The sequence below is a fragment of the Dermacoccus sp. PAMC28757 genome, assembly GCF_014302635.1.
GTDB lineage: Bacteria > Actinomycetota > Actinomycetes > Actinomycetales > Dermatophilaceae > Dermacoccus > Dermacoccus abyssi.
The window spans coordinates 1,317,609-1,334,407 of the sequence record NZ_CP060292.1 but is presented as its reverse complement, the minus strand read 5'-3'; the positions used below and the strand labels follow the sequence as shown (position 1 = coordinate 1,334,407).

The 16,799-nt window shown below is 69.3% G+C and carries 12 protein-coding genes; 7 read left to right on the top strand and 5 right to left on the bottom strand.

The features are described 5' to 3' along the window. Positions 1–9 precede the first annotated feature (9 nt). Both serC and pepN read left to right on the top strand, forming a co-directional pair. Complete coding sequence (gene serC / locus H7F30_RS06455) at positions 10–1,146, top strand: phosphoserine transaminase (protein ID WP_255464982.1); 1,137 nt, start codon at positions 10–12, stop codon at positions 1,144–1,146. A 74-nt stretch (positions 1,147–1,220) separates the two neighbouring features. Then, the gene (gene pepN / locus H7F30_RS06450; RefSeq protein ID WP_187037479.1) at positions 1,221–3,803 is read left to right on the top strand and encodes an aminopeptidase N; all 2,583 of its coding nucleotides are present in this window, start codon (positions 1,221–1,223) and stop codon (positions 3,801–3,803) included. An 87-nt stretch (positions 3,804–3,890) separates the two neighbouring features. On the opposite strand, the gene H7F30_RS06445 is transcribed toward pepN, so the two are convergent. After that, positions 3,891–5,231, bottom strand: a complete 1,341-nt coding sequence (locus tag H7F30_RS06445; RefSeq protein ID WP_187037477.1) for an MFS transporter — start codon at positions 5,229–5,231, stop codon at positions 3,891–3,893. Positions 5,232–5,326: 95 nt separating this feature from the next. Continuing rightward, positions 5,327–6,202 (bottom strand): hypothetical protein, encoded by an 876-nt coding sequence (locus H7F30_RS06440; protein ID WP_187037475.1) that lies wholly within the window; start codon positions 6,200–6,202, stop codon positions 5,327–5,329. A 132-nt stretch (positions 6,203–6,334) separates the two neighbouring features. On the opposite strand from H7F30_RS06440, the gene H7F30_RS06435 reads away from it, so the two are divergent. The 4 genes from H7F30_RS06435 to H7F30_RS06420 all read left to right on the top strand — a co-directional run bounded on the left by H7F30_RS06435 (position 6,335) and on the right by H7F30_RS06420 (position 12,520). Further along, entirely contained in the window at positions 6,335–7,030 is a 696-nt protein-coding gene (locus H7F30_RS06435; RefSeq protein WP_129665629.1) for a response regulator transcription factor, read from the top strand. Positions 7,031–7,196: 166 nt separating this feature from the next. Then, positions 7,197–8,648, top strand: coding sequence for a cell wall metabolism sensor histidine kinase WalK (locus tag H7F30_RS06430; RefSeq protein WP_187037473.1), 1,452 nt, complete (start codon positions 7,197–7,199; stop codon positions 8,646–8,648). A 42-nt stretch (positions 8,649–8,690) separates the two neighbouring features. Then, positions 8,691–10,238, top strand: a complete 1,548-nt coding sequence (locus tag H7F30_RS06425; RefSeq protein WP_255464981.1) for a S1C family serine protease — start codon at positions 8,691–8,693, stop codon at positions 10,236–10,238. Positions 10,239–10,378: 140 nt separating this feature from the next. Next, complete coding sequence (locus tag H7F30_RS06420; protein ID WP_187037471.1) at positions 10,379–12,520, top strand: AAA family ATPase; 2,142 nt, start codon at positions 10,379–10,381, stop codon at positions 12,518–12,520. On the opposite strand, the gene H7F30_RS06415 is transcribed toward H7F30_RS06420, so the two are convergent. The 3 genes from H7F30_RS06415 to H7F30_RS06405 are packed head-to-tail and all read right to left on the bottom strand — an operon-like array spanning position 12,465 to position 16,172. Next, complete coding sequence (locus H7F30_RS06415; protein WP_187037469.1) at positions 12,465–12,860, bottom strand: cupin domain-containing protein; 396 nt, start codon at positions 12,858–12,860, stop codon at positions 12,465–12,467. The genes H7F30_RS06420 and H7F30_RS06415 overlap by 56 nt on opposite strands. A gap of 19 nt (positions 12,861–12,879) precedes the next feature. After that, positions 12,880–15,420, bottom strand: coding sequence for an ABC transporter permease (locus H7F30_RS06410; RefSeq protein WP_187037467.1), 2,541 nt, complete (start codon positions 15,418–15,420; stop codon positions 12,880–12,882). Positions 15,421–15,422: 2 nt separating this feature from the next. Next, the gene (locus H7F30_RS06405) at positions 15,423–16,172 is read right to left on the bottom strand and encodes an ABC transporter ATP-binding protein (protein WP_187037465.1); all 750 of its coding nucleotides are present in this window, start codon (positions 16,170–16,172) and stop codon (positions 15,423–15,425) included. Between the two features lie 282 nt (positions 16,173–16,454). Between H7F30_RS06405 and H7F30_RS06400 the strand changes: the two genes are divergently transcribed. Continuing rightward, a complete protein-coding gene (locus tag H7F30_RS06400) occupies positions 16,455–16,751 on the top strand; it encodes a WXG100 family type VII secretion target (protein WP_047312300.1) in 297 nt (98 codons plus the stop codon). Positions 16,752–16,799: the final 48 nt, after the last annotated feature.

Here is a 16,799-nt window from a genome sequence, read left to right as displayed (position 1 = left end):
CTGCTCCGAGTGAGTGCCGAGACCTCTGCCGCGGAAACCGTCGTCATCCCCGATTCGCTCAAGCCGAGCGACGGACGTTTCGGTTCCGGCCCGAGCAAGATCCGCCCGGAAGCCCTCCAGGCCCTCGCTTCGCGCTGGGCGCCCGTCATGGGAACCAGCCATCGTCAGGCACCGGTGAAGAACCTCGTAGCCGACGTGCAGGCGGGCCTCACCGAGCTCTACTCCCTGCCCGAGGGCTACGAGGTCGTCATGGGCGTCGGAGGCTCGAACGCGTTCTGGGACGTCGCGACGTTCTCCCTCATCGAGAAGCGTCAGCAGAACCTCGTCTTCGGCGAGTTCACCGCCAAGTTCGCCACTGCTGCGGCGGCACCCTTCCTCGAGGCTCCGCATGTCATCGAGGCACCTGCGGGCAGTGTCGCTTCCCCCGTCGCAACGGCCGGAATCGACACCTACGCCTGGGCGCACAACGAGACCTCGACCGGCGCGATGGCACTCGTGCAGCGCCCCGACGGCATCGCCGAGGACGCACTCGTCGTCATCGATGCGACGTCGGCGGCCGGAGGCCTGCCCGTCGATCTCACCGAGACCGACGTCTACTACTTCGCGCCCCAGAAGTCGTTCGCGAGCGACGGCGGCCTGTGGTTCGCCTTCATGTCCCCCGCTGCGCTCGAACGCGTCGCGCGCATCAAAGCGAGCGGACGTTGGATTCCTCCGTTCCTCGACCTCGACACCGCGGTGACGAACAGTCGCGCCCACCAGACGTACAACACGCCGGCCCTCGCGACGTACGCGCTCATGAAGGAGCAGCTCGACTGGCTCCTCGCAGGCGGCGGCATGGACTTCGCAGTGGGCCGTACGACCGCGTCGTCGCAGGCGCTCTACACCTGGGCCGACGCGCACGAACTGGCCTCCCCGTTCGTCAGCGAAGCCCAGCACCGCTCACTCGTCATCGGCACGATCGATTTCGCCGACACCGTGGACGCCGCCAAGCTGGCCGCGACGCTGCGCGCGAACGGCATCGTCGACGTCGAGCCCTACCGCAAGTTGGGCCGCAACCAGCTGCGCATCGGCATGTACCCGGCCGTCGACCCCTCGGACGTCGAGGCCCTGACGCGTTGCATCGACCACGTCATCGAACGTCTCTGACGTCACTGCTCAAGCGGGCGGGCCGAGCCCGCGCCGCTAGCATTTCCCAGGCTGCATTCCCAGGAAGGACGCTCATGCCCTCGGCCGCGAACCTCACTCGCGCCGTCGCCGAACACCGTTCCGCGACCGTCGAACTCGCCGACCACGCCATTCACCTCGATCTGACGGGGGCGCCGGATTCGACGCAGTCGACCTTCACGTCGACCTCGACGATCACGCTCGTCTCGAGCGAGTCGAGTGTCGAGATCGACCTCGTCGCGGTAGGGGAACCGCAGGTCGAACTCGACGGTGAGCGCGCCCGAGCGACGTACGCGGACTCGCGCGTGCGCGTCGAAGGGCTCACGCCGGGGCGCGAACACACCGTTACGATCACCGCGCAGTGCGTGTACGGCCACACGGGTGAGGGCCTGCACCGCTACCACGACCCCGAGGACGGCGAGACCTACCTCTACACGCACTTCGAGCCGACTGACGCCCGCCGGGTCTTCGCGTGCTTCGACCAGCCCGACCTCAAGGCTCCGTTCCGCATCTGCGTGAGCGCACCGACAGGGTGGCTCGTGCGTTCCAACGCCGAAGCCGAGCACAGCGCGAGCGAGGGCGCCGTCACGACGACCGACTTCGCCCCGACTTTGCCGATCTCGACGTACATCGTGTGCGTCATCGCCGGCCCGTACCACCTCGTCGAGGACGAGTGGGTGAGTGACGACGGCCGCCGCGTGCCGCTGTCGCTCATGTGCCGCCCCGCGATGGCGTCACGTCTGCCGAGCGCCGACCTGCTGCGCTGGACGAAGGCCGGGTTGCCCTGGTGCGAGGAGCGGTTCGGCCGTGAGTACCCCTGGGGCAAGTACGAGCAGATCTTCGTGCCCGAGTACAACATCGGCGCCATGGAGAACCCCGGCCTCGTGACGTTCAACGAGCGCTACCTCAAGCGCGGCGACGCCACCCGCAGCGAGCGCGAGGCACTCGCCAACACGCTTCTGCACGAGATGGCGCACATGTGGTTCGGCGACCTCGTCACGATGCCGTGGTGGGACGACCTGTGGCTCAAGGAGTCCTTCGCCGACTTCATCGGCACCCAGGCGAGCGAAGAGGTCACCGAGTTCGCCGACGCCTGGGTGACCTTCGGGCTCGGCCGCAAGATGTGGGCCTACTCCGCCGACCAACTGCCGACGACGCACCCGATCGTCGCGGACATCCCCGACGTCGAGGCCGCGCGGGCCAACTTCGACGGCATCACCTACGCCAAGGGCGCCTCCGTGCTGCGTCAGCTCGTTGCCTACGTCGGCGAGGACGCCTTCTACGCAGGAGTCTCGGCGTACTTCGCGGACCACGCGTTCGACAACGCCTCGCTCACCGACTTCCTCACCGCCCTGTCGACCGCGAGCGGACGTGACATGAGCGCGTGGGCCGAGGCGTGGTTGCGCACGGCCGGCCCGGACACCCTCTCGGTGGACGGTGGCGAGCTCGTGCGCGAAAGCCTCGACTGGAGCGCCGACGAACCGCCCGCCGCCCCGGCGGCACGCCCGCACCGCCTCCAGGTGACGTCGTTCTCCGTCACGGACGAGGGCTGGACGCCCCTCGATTCGGAGTGGATCGACGTCACCGACGCACGCACTCCCCTGCCCAACACGGGCGCCGTCACGCTCGTCGACGACCACGACTGGACGTACGCGCGCATCGTGCCCGACGCCGCCACGTTCGACGCGTTGACGGGTCATCTCGCGGCGCTCGAGCCGACGAACTCGCGTGCCGTCGCGTGGGGTCAGCTGTGGCACGCGTGCCGCGACGCGCACCTTCCGACGCAGACGTTCTGCCGGACGGTGCTCGCGCACATCCCGGCAGAGCGCTCCCCCGCCGTCGTCGACGGCGTGTGCCTCAAGTACGTCACGGCCGTCACGGCGTACCTCCCGACGACGATGCGCACCGAGTGGGGCGACGCGCTGTGGCATGTCGCGCGAGATGCCTACACCACGGCCCTCGACGGTGACCTGTACGACGCCTTCGCACAACCGACCGCACGCCTCGATCTCGCGCTGGCGTGGCGACGCGTCCTCACGTGGGCTGCCGGCATCGCGCCCACGGCGCAGCACGAAGTGCGCGCGATGCTCGACGGCCCCGACGGTCTCTTCCACCCCGACGCCGACGAACGCTGGGCCCTGCTCGTCTCGCGCGCGGCACACGCCGGCGAGCACGAGGTCGACGATGTGCGGGCCGAATTGGCTCGCGAACTCGAGCGCGATACGACGAAACGCGGCATCGCACAGGCCATTGCCGTGCGCGCCGCGCTGGCGACACCCCAGGCGAAGCTCACCGCGTGGGAGCGCACCGATGACGAGTCACTGACGAACGAGGAGGTGGCTTCCCTCGTCGCCGGCCTCACGCACCCTGCGTCAGTGCACTGCGCTCAGGGCGTCGCCCTGCAGGCGCGTTACCTCGATTCGCTGGAGCGGTGGTGGAACGGACGCAGCCAGGTCATCGCCTCGAAACTCGCCCGTGGGCTGTTCGGTGTCGTCACCGATGCCGAGGCCGCTCAGGCCTGGCTCGACGGGCACATCGAGGCGCCGGGAGCGTTGCGCCGCATCGTCGTCGAGGAGGTCGACCAGCTACGCCGCGCCGAGCGTGCCCGCGAGAACGCGAGCGCCGCAGCCTCCGTCTGAGTCAGAGGCTCGCGAGCTGGGCGAGGATCGGCACGAGCACGAAAGCCGCGAGCGCGACGAGAACGATGAGGCGACGGGTCTTCGGGGTCATGCCGCCGATTCTCTCACTGCGGGTTCGCGCACCGCGGCGTCGCCGCTCTGGCCGGCCAAGACGCTCGCCACAGCGCTGACGCGCTCGTCGTCGGTGTTGTCGAGGTCGCGCTCGCTGCGGTGCAGCCGTGGACGCATTGCCATGACGTCACGCGAGTCGTAGTGGCGGGCGTGCATGAGCGCCACCCCCGCGACCAGGGTTGCAAGGCCGACGGCGATGCTGCCGACGAGGATGGTCCAGCGGGCGCCGAACGTGTTGCCGATCCAGCCGATGAGCGGAGCGCCAACTGGCGTGCCGCCCATGAGGATCGCCATGTAGAGCGCCATGACGCGACCTCGCAGCGCCGGTGCGACGCTCAGCTGAACGGTGGCGTTCGCCGTCGTCAGCGCCGTGAGCGACGCGAGGCCGACGGGCACGAGGAAGATGCCGAAGAGCCAGACGTTCGGAGCGATCGCGGCGAGCGCCGAGAACACCGTGAACGACACGAGCGCGAGCATGAGAAGGCGCAGCGACGGCGCCTTGCGGCGTGCGGCGAGCAGAGCGGCTGCGAGCGAGCCGACGGCCATGACCGACGAGATGACGCCGTAGGCGCGGGCGTCGGCGTGGAAGACCGTCGTCGCCATGAGGGCCGTCGTGATCTGGAAGTTCATACCGAACGTGCCGAGCACGAAGACGAGCCCCATGATGAGCTGCAGGTCGCGCCGTCCCTGGACATAGGCGAGCCCCTCGCGCACTCCACCGCGGCCCTTGCGCCGGGGCGCCGGACGTAGTTCGCGGGGGTTCATCGCGGCGAGTGCCACGAGAACGGCGACGAACGACAGCGTGTTGACGACCATCGACCACCCCGCGCCGATGCTGGCGATGAGCAGGCCGGCGACGCCGGGGCCGATGAGGCGCGCCGCGTTGAACGAGGCCGAGTTGAGACCGACGGCGTTCGTCAGGCGGCTCTCGGGAACCATCTCGGAGACGAAGGCCTGACGCGTCGGGTTGTCGAGCGCGGTCGCGATGCCCTGGGCGAAGGCGATGGCCATGACGGCGCCGAGGCTCGCGGTGTCGGTGAGCAGCAGAACGGCGAGCAGCGCCGAGGTGAGCGCGAGCGCGCTCTGGCTGAGCATGAGGAGGCGACGCTTCGGGTAGGCGTCGGCGAACGCTCCGGCGAGCGGGGCGAGGAGGACGACGGGCGCGAACTGCAGCGCAGTGACGAGGCCGAGGGCAGCGGCGTCGTGGTCGGTCAGCTCGGTGAGAACGACCCAGTCCTGGGCGACGCGTCCGACCCATGTGCCGACGTTCGACACGAGTGCGCCGGCGGCGTACAGACGGTAGTTACGGATGGACAACGAGGCGAATGTGGGGCTCGTGGTACCTCCTCGGCTCGCGGGACGGGCGGGCGATCACGTGCGTCAACGCCGGAATGCCGCGGAATATTCCGTACCTATGCTTTGGTGACGCGCGTCTCGCCCTCGGGGTCGAAACCGTCGTCGTCGCCGTGGTCGTCCCTGTCGTCCTGAGGCCCGTCGACGAGGGTGATGTCGTCGTCGAGATCGTCGTCGCCCAACTGGTCGTAGGGCGGGTCGGTGTCGACCGGCTCATCGGCCGCCCGAGCATCGAGCGACTCAGTGGTCGGCGACCCTGCGTCGGACGGTTCATCGCGACCCGGCGTCGTCGGCAGCGCAGCCCCGCGCCTTCTCTCTGGGCTCACGTCTCCCCCGCGCAGCCCGAACGCGACCAGAACGAGCGCCGCGAGCTCCCGGGTGACGGTGCGATCGCCCTCCTGCCACGCGGCAGCGGGGTCCGGATCGAGCGATGCGAGGACGCTGGGACGCAGCGTCGTCAGGCCTTCGAGCGCGAGGAGACGTTCACCGCCCGGCATCGCGCGCAGGCGCGCGACGCGCCCGGCCCGCAGGGCGTAGCGAAGGCGGGTGAAGCACCACGGAATGAGTGCGAACAGGATGGGCACGAGCGCCGTCAGGATTCCGAGCGTCAACGAGAGCCTGCCGAGACCGTCGGCGAGGTCGTGGCCCGACGCGGAGAGGTTGCGCCCCGTCGTCGCCGCGTTGTCGAAGGGGGTGCGCACCTCCTGGCCGACGAACGGGATCTTCGCGACGGCGCTCGCAGCGTCGGTCATGTTCTGAGCGAGCGAACCGCTGCCGGTTTCCAGCTTCGTCGCGCCGTCCTCGGCCACGAGCACACGGCCGTGCACGATGACGCCCGCCCACACGGCGAGCAGACACCACAGCGCGAGCAGCGCGTCCGCAACGAGCTGACGCGTCCGCCGAGCCGAATCGTCGGCGTAGAACCGCAGGCTCATGACACCTCCCCCTTCGTTCGTCCTGTCCCCCATCCTAGGAACGCCTTGCACCGCAGGACGCCGCGTCCAGCACGCAAACCCATCCAGCAGACATCCAGAAAACTTCCAGACTCGACGATCAGAATGGTCGGTATGAGCACACCCGAGGCACGCATCCTCATCGTCGAGGACGACACCAACATCCGCGACCTTCTCGCCACGAGCATGAAGTTCGCCGGTTTCGACGTCGCGGTTGCCGGCAGCGGCAGCGAAGGCCTCGGGCTCGCCGCCACGCAGGATTTCGACCTCGCCGTGCTCGACGTCATGTTGCCCGACATGGACGGCTTCACCGTGACGAAACAGCTGCGTGACGGCGGCCGTGAGCTGCCGATCGTGTTCCTCACCGCCCGTGACTCGGTCGACGACACGGTCAAGGGCCTCACCGTCGGCGGTGACGACTACATCACCAAGCCGTTCAGCCTCGAGGAGGTCGTCGCCCGCATCCGCGCCGTGCTGCGTCGCACGAAGGCCGACGACACCGACGGCCCCACGGTGCGCGTCGCCGACCTCGAACTCGACGACGACAGCCACGAGGTGCGCCGCGCCGGACGCGTCATCGATGTCTCCCCCACCGAGTTCAAGCTGTTGCGCTACCTCATGCTCAACGCGGGCCGCGTCGTGAGCAAGAGCCAGATCCTCGACCACGTGTGGGACTACGACTTCCGCGGCGAGGCGGGCATCGTCGAGTCGTACATCTCCTACCTGCGCCGCAAGATCGACGCGGACTTCTCCGAGCCGCTCATCCACACCAAGCGCGGCGTCGGGTACGTGCTGCGCGAACCGCGCTGAACGAGGCCACGCTCTGACCTCCCAGTCGCCGCGTCCGACGCCGTCGACGCTCTCAACTCCCGGCCGCACGGCCCGCGAGCAGTACGCCAGGTTGCGGGGCGGCATTCACCGCTGGCCTCTTCGTGCACGCATCATCGCGGTACTCGCAAGCCTGCTCGGTGCGGCGATGTTCGTCGTCGGCACCGCCGGCTCCTGGCAGCTCGAGACCTACCTCGTGCAGCGAGAGGACGCCGACCTCCAGGCCGCCGCGCCGACCCTCGTCTCCTCAACGATCCAGCAGGAATCCGAAGAGCCGTACATGACGCGCGCGGTGCCGCTCAACGTCTACGCGGCCCGCATCGTCGATTCCCGGCGCACCCACGACTACGTTCCGGCCACCGGCCCGCGCCCCGATTTCCCCGTCGTCTCGGCCCGAACGGCCCGCACGTCGGAAGGCACGCCGCAAACGATCGGCTCCCAGGGCTCGTCGACGACGAAGTGGCGCATGGTGCAAGGCATCGACGAGGCCTCGGGCCGCCCCTATGCGGTCGCCGTCAGCCTGGCGAACGTGCGCACTGTCGTACGCCGCATGCAGATCATGACGATCGCCGTCAGCTCCCTCGCACTGCTCATCGCGACGGGCGCGGGCCTGTGGGCCGTGCGCCGCGCGTTGCGCCCGTTGCGCGACATCGAGGACACAGCCGCGGCCATCGCAGCCGGTGACCTCACGCGCCGCGTGCCCGACCCGGAAACGACCGACGAGGTAGAGAGCCTCGCGCACTCCCTCAACGTCATGCTGAGCCAGATCGAGCGCTCGATGGCCGTCAAGGATCGCAGTGAGGAGAGCATGCGACGCTTCGTCGCAGATGCCTCCCACGAGCTGCGCACTCCCCTCGCGACCGTCCGCGGTTATGCGGAGTTGTACCGCGTCGGCGCCGTCACCGACCCGGCCGACGTGTCCGCCGGATTCGGGCGCATCGAGAACGAAGCCAAGCGGATGAGCGCCATGGTCGACGACCTGCTCCTGCTCTCGCGCCTCGAGACCGAACAGCGCGCCGCGACGGTCGGTTCCGACTCGGCCGCGACCGCACGCCCCGTCTCCGACGTGGATCTCACCGTCATCGCTGCGGACGCCGTCGCCGACGCAGAGGCCCGCGTCACCTCACAGCGCTTCCGAGTGCGCGGCATCGACGGACCGCTCGGGCCCGTCACGGTGCGCGGAGACGAGCAGCGCCTGCGGCAGGTCGTGACGAACCTCGTGACGAACGCCGAGCGCTACACGCCCGAGGGCACCGAGGTCGACGTCCGCGTCGGGTACCTGCCCGGCCCGGACGGACGGCGCGATGCGGTGCTCCAAGTGGTCGACCACGGCCCCGGCATCCCCGAGTCGATGCGCGAGCGCGTGTTCGACCGCTTCTACCGCGCCGACCCGGCCCGCAGCCGCACCCAGGGCAGCACCGGCCTCGGCCTGTCCATCGTGGCCGCCATCGCAGCGGCCCACCACGGCACCGCGTCGGTCGACGAAACTCCTGGCGGCGGAGCCACGTTCACTCTCCGTCTGCCCTCCGGCCGCACAGCGGATCCACAGACAGGCCAGGCCCGCTCAACCGATGCGCACCCAGCGCACACGACCCACTAACCTCGGTTCGAAGAAGGACCACGCGACAGCAGGAGTCTCGACATGACCGACCACCCGAACGCCACGCCAGACCGCCCGGACGGCGGGATGCGGCGCCCGCTGCCCGGTCAGCATCAGGCTCCTGCCACCGGCGCTTCCGACTCGGGCCGTCCCGGCCAGGGTGACACCTCCACTCCCTCGGGAGGCTCGCGCCCCGTCGACGCCACGCAGGAGATCCGTCCCGAACCGGCACGTCCGTACGGCCCCGGTGACCACCCGAACAGCCAGGAAGCGGGCCACCAGGGCACGGCCGGGCAGCCACGCCAGCAACCGGCGCAGGCTCCGAACCCCCAACAGCAAGCGCCCTGGGGCGCTCCGGCGGGCGGGTACGCCGCGATGAACGCCCACCCCGGCGGTCCGGCGGCACAGGGCCCCGCGGCCTCGGCGTTCTCGACGACCGACCAGGAGAAGGCGAAGAGTCGCAAGGGCCTGTTCGCTGCGGTCGGCGCCACCGCCGTCCTCGCAGCGGCGCTCGCCTCCGCAGGCACCTACGGCGTCGTGAAGGCAGGCGACGACGGCACCGGCTACACGAGCGGTAACTCCACCGTCATCAAGGCCGACCCGAAGGACTTCGCCGACGCGGGCACCGTCAACTGGTCGGCGACGGCGGCGAAGGTGAACCCGAGCGTCGTCTCGATCTCGGTCCGTTCCGGCGACAACGGCGGGCAGGGCTCGGGCGTCATCCTCGACAAGCAGGGCAACATCGTCACGAACAACCACGTCGTCGCGGGCGGCGATCGCGGGGACGACGCCGAGGTGCAGGTGACGCTGCACAACAACCGCACTTACAAGGCCGACATCGTGGGCACCGACCCGTCCACCGACCTCGCCGTCATCCGTATCAAGGACGTGCCGTCGCTCACCCCGGTGGAGATCGGCGACGACAAGAAGCTCGTCGTCGGCCAGCCCGTCATGGCCGTCGGTAACCCCCTCGGCCTCGCGGGCACCGTGACGACGGGCATCGTCTCCGCGATGAACCGTCCTGTGACGACGAGCGGCGGAAACTCCGGGGGGTCGTCGACGTCGAACGACACCGTCGTGACGAACGCGATTCAGACCTCGGCCGCCATCAACCCGGGCAACTCCGGTGGTGCGCTCGTCGACGGCAGCGGCCGTCTCATCGGCATCAACTCCTCGATCGCGTCGTTGAGTTCCGGCGGCGGCTCCGGCCAGAGCGGCAACATCGGTATCGGCTTCGCCATCCCGATGAGCGTCGTGAAGAACATCTCCGACCAGCTCATCGACAAGGGCGAGGCCGAGCACGCACTGCTCGGCATCTCCACTCAGCCCACAGAGGTGAGCAACGGAAAGGCCACGCTCACCGCGGCGAAGGTCTCGTCCGTGAGCAAGGGCAGCGGCGCCGAAAAGGCCGGCCTGCGTGAGAACGACGCCATCATCGAGCTCGACGGTCAGCCCATCACGTCGGCGAACGCGCTCGTCGCGCAGGTGCGCTCACGCACGGTGGGCAGCACGGTGAAACTGACGATCATCCGCGACGGCAAGCAGCAGAACGTCCAGGTCACGCTCGGAGCCCAGCCCGCCAAGAAGTGACCTGAGGACGCGTCAGTTCGCAGGGCCCATCCCGGCAACATCGGGGTGGGCCGTGCGCGTCGACAGCGGCACCGAGCAGTGCGGCCGAGCCCGCTATTGTTGGCTCTCCCCCGCCGCTCGCGACCCGAGGTGAGTCACCCATGCCCGCACCCACGTCGGACGCCGTCCTCACCCACGAACGCGAACACCTCGCCCGGGCGCGCGCCAACCTCGCCCGGATGCGGGAGGCGACACTGGCCCTGGATGCGTCGAAGGCGAGCGACGCCGTCAGCGGTGAGGCCCTCGGAGCGACGCTTGCCCGGCGCGTGGCGGCCCTGACCGACGACCCGTCGACAACCCTCTTCTTCGGTCGCATCGACTACACCGACCCGACGCAGGCCACGGCCCACGAGGAACAGCTCTACGTCGGGCGCCGACACGTCTCCGACGAGGACGGCGACCCGCTCGTCATCGACTGGCGCGCACCGGTTTCGACGGCGTTCTACCGGGCCTCGCCCGCCGAGCCCATGGGCGTCAGCCTGCGGCGACGATTCGGCGTCGAGCGCGGCGAACTGACCGCCTACGAGGACGAGCACCTCAGCCGCCCCAACGAAGGCGACGGCGTCGACGGCGACCTGCGCAGCGCGATCCTCGCCGAAGAGATCGAGCGACCGCGCTCCGGCCCGATGCGCGACATCGTCTCGACCATCCAGCCCGAGCAGGACGCTCTCGTGCGCGCGGACGTGACGACCACCGTCTGCATCCAGGGAGCGCCCGGCACCGGTAAGACCGCCGTCGGTCTGCACCGCGCCGCGTGGTTGCTCTACACCTTCCGGGCACGGCTCGATCGCGCCGGCGTCCTCGTCGTCGGCCCGAACGCGGCGTTCCTCGACCACATCTCCGCCGTGCTCCCGTCGCTCGGCGAGGCGCGGGTACGCCACGCGACGATCGCGACCCTCCTCTCGGGCGACGCCGACCCCGAAACCCCGAAGGAACGCCGCTGGGTCGTGCGTGGCACCGATGACGTGGCTGTCGCCGTGCTCAAGGGGGACGCGCGCTGGGCGCCCGTGATCCACCGTGCCGTCTGGGCACACGTCGGCGAACCGACCGAAGCGCTCGTCGTACCGCGCGGCTCCCGTCGGTGGCGCGTGGCCGCCTACGAGGTGGCGGAGATCGTCGACGAACTGCGTACGCGGGGTGTGCGTTACGAAGCGGCCCGCGCCATGCTGGCGCAGCGGCTGGCGCACGCCGTCATGGTGAAGCTCGAAGCGTCGGGCGATTCGCCGGACGACCGGGTGCAGGACGCCATCGCGCGCAGCGCCCCGGTGAAGGCGTACATCAAGGCGCTGTGGCCCAAGATCGACGCGGCCGGCGTCGTCCACCGGCTCCTGTCCGACGCCGACTTCCTCACCGAATGCGCGCGCGAGGACCTCGACGCCGACGAGCAGGCTCTCGCCCTGTGGGCGAAGCCGCCGCGGGCCAAGGGCTCGGCGCGGTGGAGCGTCGCGGACCTCGGGCTGCTCGACGAAGCCGCGGACGCGATCGAGCGCACGACGAGCCTCGGGCACGTCATCGTCGACGAGGCCCAGGACCTCTCGGCCATGCAGTTGCGCGCCGTCGGCCGTCGCTGTTCGACGGGCTCGGCCACCGTGCTCGGCGACATCGCGCAGGCGACGACGCCGTGGGCGCCCGGCTCGTGGGACGCCTCGATGGGTCACCTCGGCAAGCCCGAGTTCCACCTCGAGGAACTGCGTCAGGGATTCCGTGTGCCGGCGGCCGTCATCGAGTTCGCAGCGCTCCTCCTGCCGACGATCGCGACGGGGCTCGCAGCGCCGGAGTCGGTGCGTTCCAACCGTGGGCGCCTCGAGCACCTCAAGGTCGACGGCGCGCAGGCCCTCCCCGCAGGAACGCTGGACGCGATCCGCAGCGCGGCCAATGAGCCGGGATCGGTTGGCGTCATCGCCGTCGGATCGACGCTCGACGCACTCGAATCAGCGCTGCGTGAGGCAGGGCTGGCCTACGGACGACTGGGCAGCGATCACGGCGATGCTGAGGATCACCAGATCGAACTCGTGCCCTCCGACGTGGCGAAGGGCCTCGAGTTCGACCGCGTTGTCGTGGTGGAGCCGGCCGACATCGTGGCTGCCGAAGCCGACGAGCTGACGGGGCTACGGCGCCTCTACGTCGTCCTGACGCGTGCCGTCAGCGCCCTGACGATCGTGCACGCCCAAGGGCTGCCGCCGCAGCTCAGTTCGAGCGCGGCGCCCGCAGGTGAGCCCGCTCGGCCAGTTCTTCGTCGCTGACGGGAACGAGCAGGTCGGCGCCCGGCGGCAGCACTGCCGTGACGGTGAAGACGGTCTCGGCGTCGTCGAGGTTATTCGCGTCCTGGTAGTGGATGAGGTCGCCGCCCGGCTCCCAGAACGCCTCCCCCGCGCGGATGATGCGCTCGGGTTCACCCTCGACCTCGAAGCGCATCTCACCGGAGATGAGGTAGCCGAAGACGGGGTCGGGGTGGCGGTGCGGCGGGCTGCCCGCGCTGCCGGGCGGGAGCGTGACGAGCACCGTCGTCACGTCTGGGGGGCCGGGCACGTGTTCGACGTTCGCTTGGGACAGAACATCGATCCTGGGGTCGGTGTCGCTCACGGCCTTCTCCTTCGATTGATCACTCTGTGGCGATGGCGGACAGGATGTTGAGCTTCGACGCGCGTCGGGCCGGCCACCACGCGGCGAGCACACCCACGAGGGCCGCGAGCACGAGGAAGAGCGCGAGGCGCCCGTACGGAATGACGAGGACGTCAACACCCGAATCGGCCTGCGTGCGCTGGAACAGCACCCCGAAGATCGTGCCGAGGACAACGCCGATGAGAGCACCGATGAGCGAGATCGTCACGGCCTCAAGGCGCACCATCGAGCGCAGCTGACGGCGGCTCAGACCGACCGCCCGTAGCAGCCCGATCTCGCGGGTGCGCTCGATGACGGACAGCGCGAGCGTGTTGATGATGCCGAGCACGGCGATGACGATGGCGAGACCGAGCAGGCCGTAGATGAGGGTGAGCATCGAGTCGATCGGCGCGCGCTGCTCGGCCGCGTAGCCCTCCTGGTCCTTCACCGTGATCGTCGGGATGTCCTTGACGACACCTTCGAGCCCGGCCTGCACCTTCTTCCGGTCGGCGCTGTCGGCTGCGAGGACGTGGAGCATGTTGTCCTTCTCCGCACCGCCGATTGCTTCGAACGTCGGGATGGTGACGACGTAGTCGTCCTGACGGTCGTTGTCCTCCTTGTCGAAGACACCCGCGACGTTGACCGCGCGGGTGTGCGAGCCGTCGACCGTGATGCGCACCTGAGTGCCCGGCTTCCAGTTGAAGGCCTTCGCGACGTCCGTCGAGACGAGGAGCTTCGAGTCGTCCAGCGCGTTCGAACCCTGCGTCACCGTGATCGGTGCAACGTCGTCGAGCGTGGCCGCGTCGACGGCCAGGAAGGTGGCGGGAGCGTCGTTGGCCGTGCCGTCGCCGTAGCGCTGGCGTGAGACCTCACGGACGCCGTCGACCTTCTTCATCGACGGCGCGATGCTCTGCGACATCGGCTCCGAGCGCTGGCCGCTCACGACGAAGTCGCCGCGGAAACTCTTGGCGATGAGGGCATCGATGCTGCCCGAGGCCGAGGCGCCGAACACCGTCATCATCGACACGAGCGCGAGCCCGATCATGAGCGCCGATGTCGTGGCCGCGGTGCGGCGCGGGTTACGCAGCGAGTTCTCCTCGGCGAGGCGTGCCACGACGCCCTGACGCCGGGCGAGGGCACCGATGCCGCGTACCACCGGGCGGGCGAGCACGGGTGTGGCCGCGATGGTGCCGAAGAGCATGAGCACCATGCCGGTGACGAACACCCAAATGCTCGAGTCGGTGACGAGCTGTGCGACGACGAGCGCGACGCCGATGACGAACAGGAGCGCACCGAACCACGCGCGACGGGAGACCGTCTGCTCGGGCTCGACCTGGTCGTCGCGCATGGCAGCGATCGGTGAGATGCGGGAGGCACGGCGGGCCGGAAGCCAGGCCGCGAGCGTCGTGACGCCGAGGCCGATGACGAGCGACACGATAATGGTGCGGGGCTCGAGTGTGAGGCCACCGATGTCGATCTCGGCGCCGAGACGAGCGAGCAGGGCCGAGATGCCCTTGGCGAGCAGGACGCCGACGCCGATGCCGAGCACCGAACCGATGAAACCGACGACGAGCGCTTCGATGACGACGCCGCCGAAGACCTGACGCCGCGACGCGCCGAGCGCGCGCATGAGCGCCAATTCCTTGCTGCGCTGCGCGACGAGGATGCCGAACGTGTTGACGATGAGGAACGAGCCGACGAGCAGCGCGACGCCCGCGAAGACGAGGAGGAAGGTCGTGATGAACGACAGCGCGTCCTGGATTCCGGAGGCCGCCTCGTCTGAGGCCTGCTTGCCGGTGACGACCTCGAAGCCCTCCGGAACGGTGGGTTTGAGGGCCTTGACGACGTCGTCCTGGGACGTGCCGGGCTCGGCCTCGACCCACAGCGAGGTGTAGCCGTCGCGCCCGTCGAGGAAGAGCTTCTGGGAGGTCTTCGTGTCGACGACGGCGAGCGTCGTGCCGACCATCGAGCCGTTGGCGTAGGAGGCGAAGCCGACGAGTTTGCCGGAGTAGCGCGGCGTCTCACCGGTGGTGAGGATGCTCACGGTGTCGCCGATTCGGTAGCCGCCGCGCTCTGCCGTTTTCGGATCGAGCGCGATCTCACCGTTCTTCGTCGGTGCCCGGCCCTCGGTGATGTGGAGGCCCTCGGCGCCCTCGGCGGCCTTGGCTGTGTGGAAGTTGACGCCGAACGCAGGCGCCCCCTGCCCGCCGATGACCTTGCCGTCCTTGGCCAGGACGGTGGCCGAAATGGAGGTGACGACTCCGTCGACCTGCTTGACGCCGTCGGTGGCTCGGGCCTTCTCGAGCGCGCTCCGCGGGATGATGCGAGCGCCGAGGCGCGAGCCGTGGCCGCCGCTCTCCTGGGCGAGGCGGACGTTGGCGTCACCGACGGTGCCGTTCATGATGCCGGTGAAGGCCTTGCCGAGGGAGTCGGTGAACATGAGCGAGCCGGCGACGAAGGCGACGCCGAGCACGATGGCGAACGTGCTCATGAGCAGGCGCAGTTTGCGCGCCCACACCGTCTTGAGCGAGGTGGCGAGCATCCTTATCGCCGCCCGGCGCGGGACTCGAATTGCTTCATGCGGTCGAGCACGCGCTCCGACGTGGGGTCGCGCATCTCGTCGACGACGCGGCCGTCGGCGAGGAAGACGACACGATCGGTGAAACCGGCAGCTAAGGCGTCGTGGGTGACCATGACGATGGTCTGCCCGAGCCGGTCGACGCTGCGACGAAGGAAGCTCAGGACCTCTTCGCCGGAGCGGGAGTCGAGGTTGCCGGTGGGTTCGTCGGCGAAGATGATGTCGGGCTGCGTGACGAGGGCACGCGCACATGCGACGCGTTGCTGCTGGCCACCGGAGAGCTGGCTGGGGCGGTGCCCGAGGCGCGATTCGAGCCCGACGGCGTGGATGACGTCGTCGAACAGCTCCTGGTCGACCTTGCGCCTGGCGATCGAGGCGGGCAGCAGGATGTTCTCGCGCGCTGTGAGCGTCGGCACGAGGTTGAACGACTGGAAGATGAAGCCGATGCGGTCGCGGCGCAGCGCGGTGAGGCGCTTGTCGTCGAGGCCGCTGACCTCGGCGTCACCGATGTAGACCTTGCCGTCGGTGGGCGTCTCGAGCGCAGCGAGGCAGTGCATGAGGGTGGATTTGCCCGATCCGCTCGGGCCCATGACGGCGGTGAACTCGCCCTCGTAAAGATCGAGGCTCACCCCGTCGAGCGCGAGGACACGCGCGTCGCCCTCGCCGTACGCCATCGTCAGGCCGTCGGCCTCCGCCGCGATCGTGCGTTCGCTCATGCCGCCAACCTAGCGCGCCGCACTGACAAGGGGTGGAAACGGCCGCGCCGTCGAGACCACGAGCCGGCGGTGGTCACAGACAAGGCAATGGGCTACGGCATCAACGGGATACCCGGGGCAAGAGAAGGTAGGGGCAGTCACGTGTCGGGGGTGCGCAACCGTCCACAGGTGTGACGGCTGGGCGCGCCTGTGGATGACCGAACGCACCGCTCGAAGCGTCCTGCCTACCGTCGAACTCGAGGAGACGAACCCCCTCGCCTCCCCCGTTCGAAAGGCAGCACCATGGCATCGCAGTACACCGTCGATTCCGACGCGATCTCCACCCACGGCACCGACACGGCTACCCTCGTCACCGAGCTCGAGACGTCCCTGACGAACCTCAACACGAAGCTGACGACCCTGCAGACGCAGTGGAAGGGCTCGGCGTCGACCAACTTCTCGTCCCTCATGACGACGTGGCACACCGACATGACGAAGCTCAAGGGCACCCTCAGCTCGATCAGCTCGACGCTTCACCTCACGAGCAACGAGTACTCGACGGCCGAGGACACCAACATGCGTCGCTGGATCAGCGCCTGACAGCCCACTCACGCACGAAGCGCGCCCGCGCGAACCTCCACGACCTAG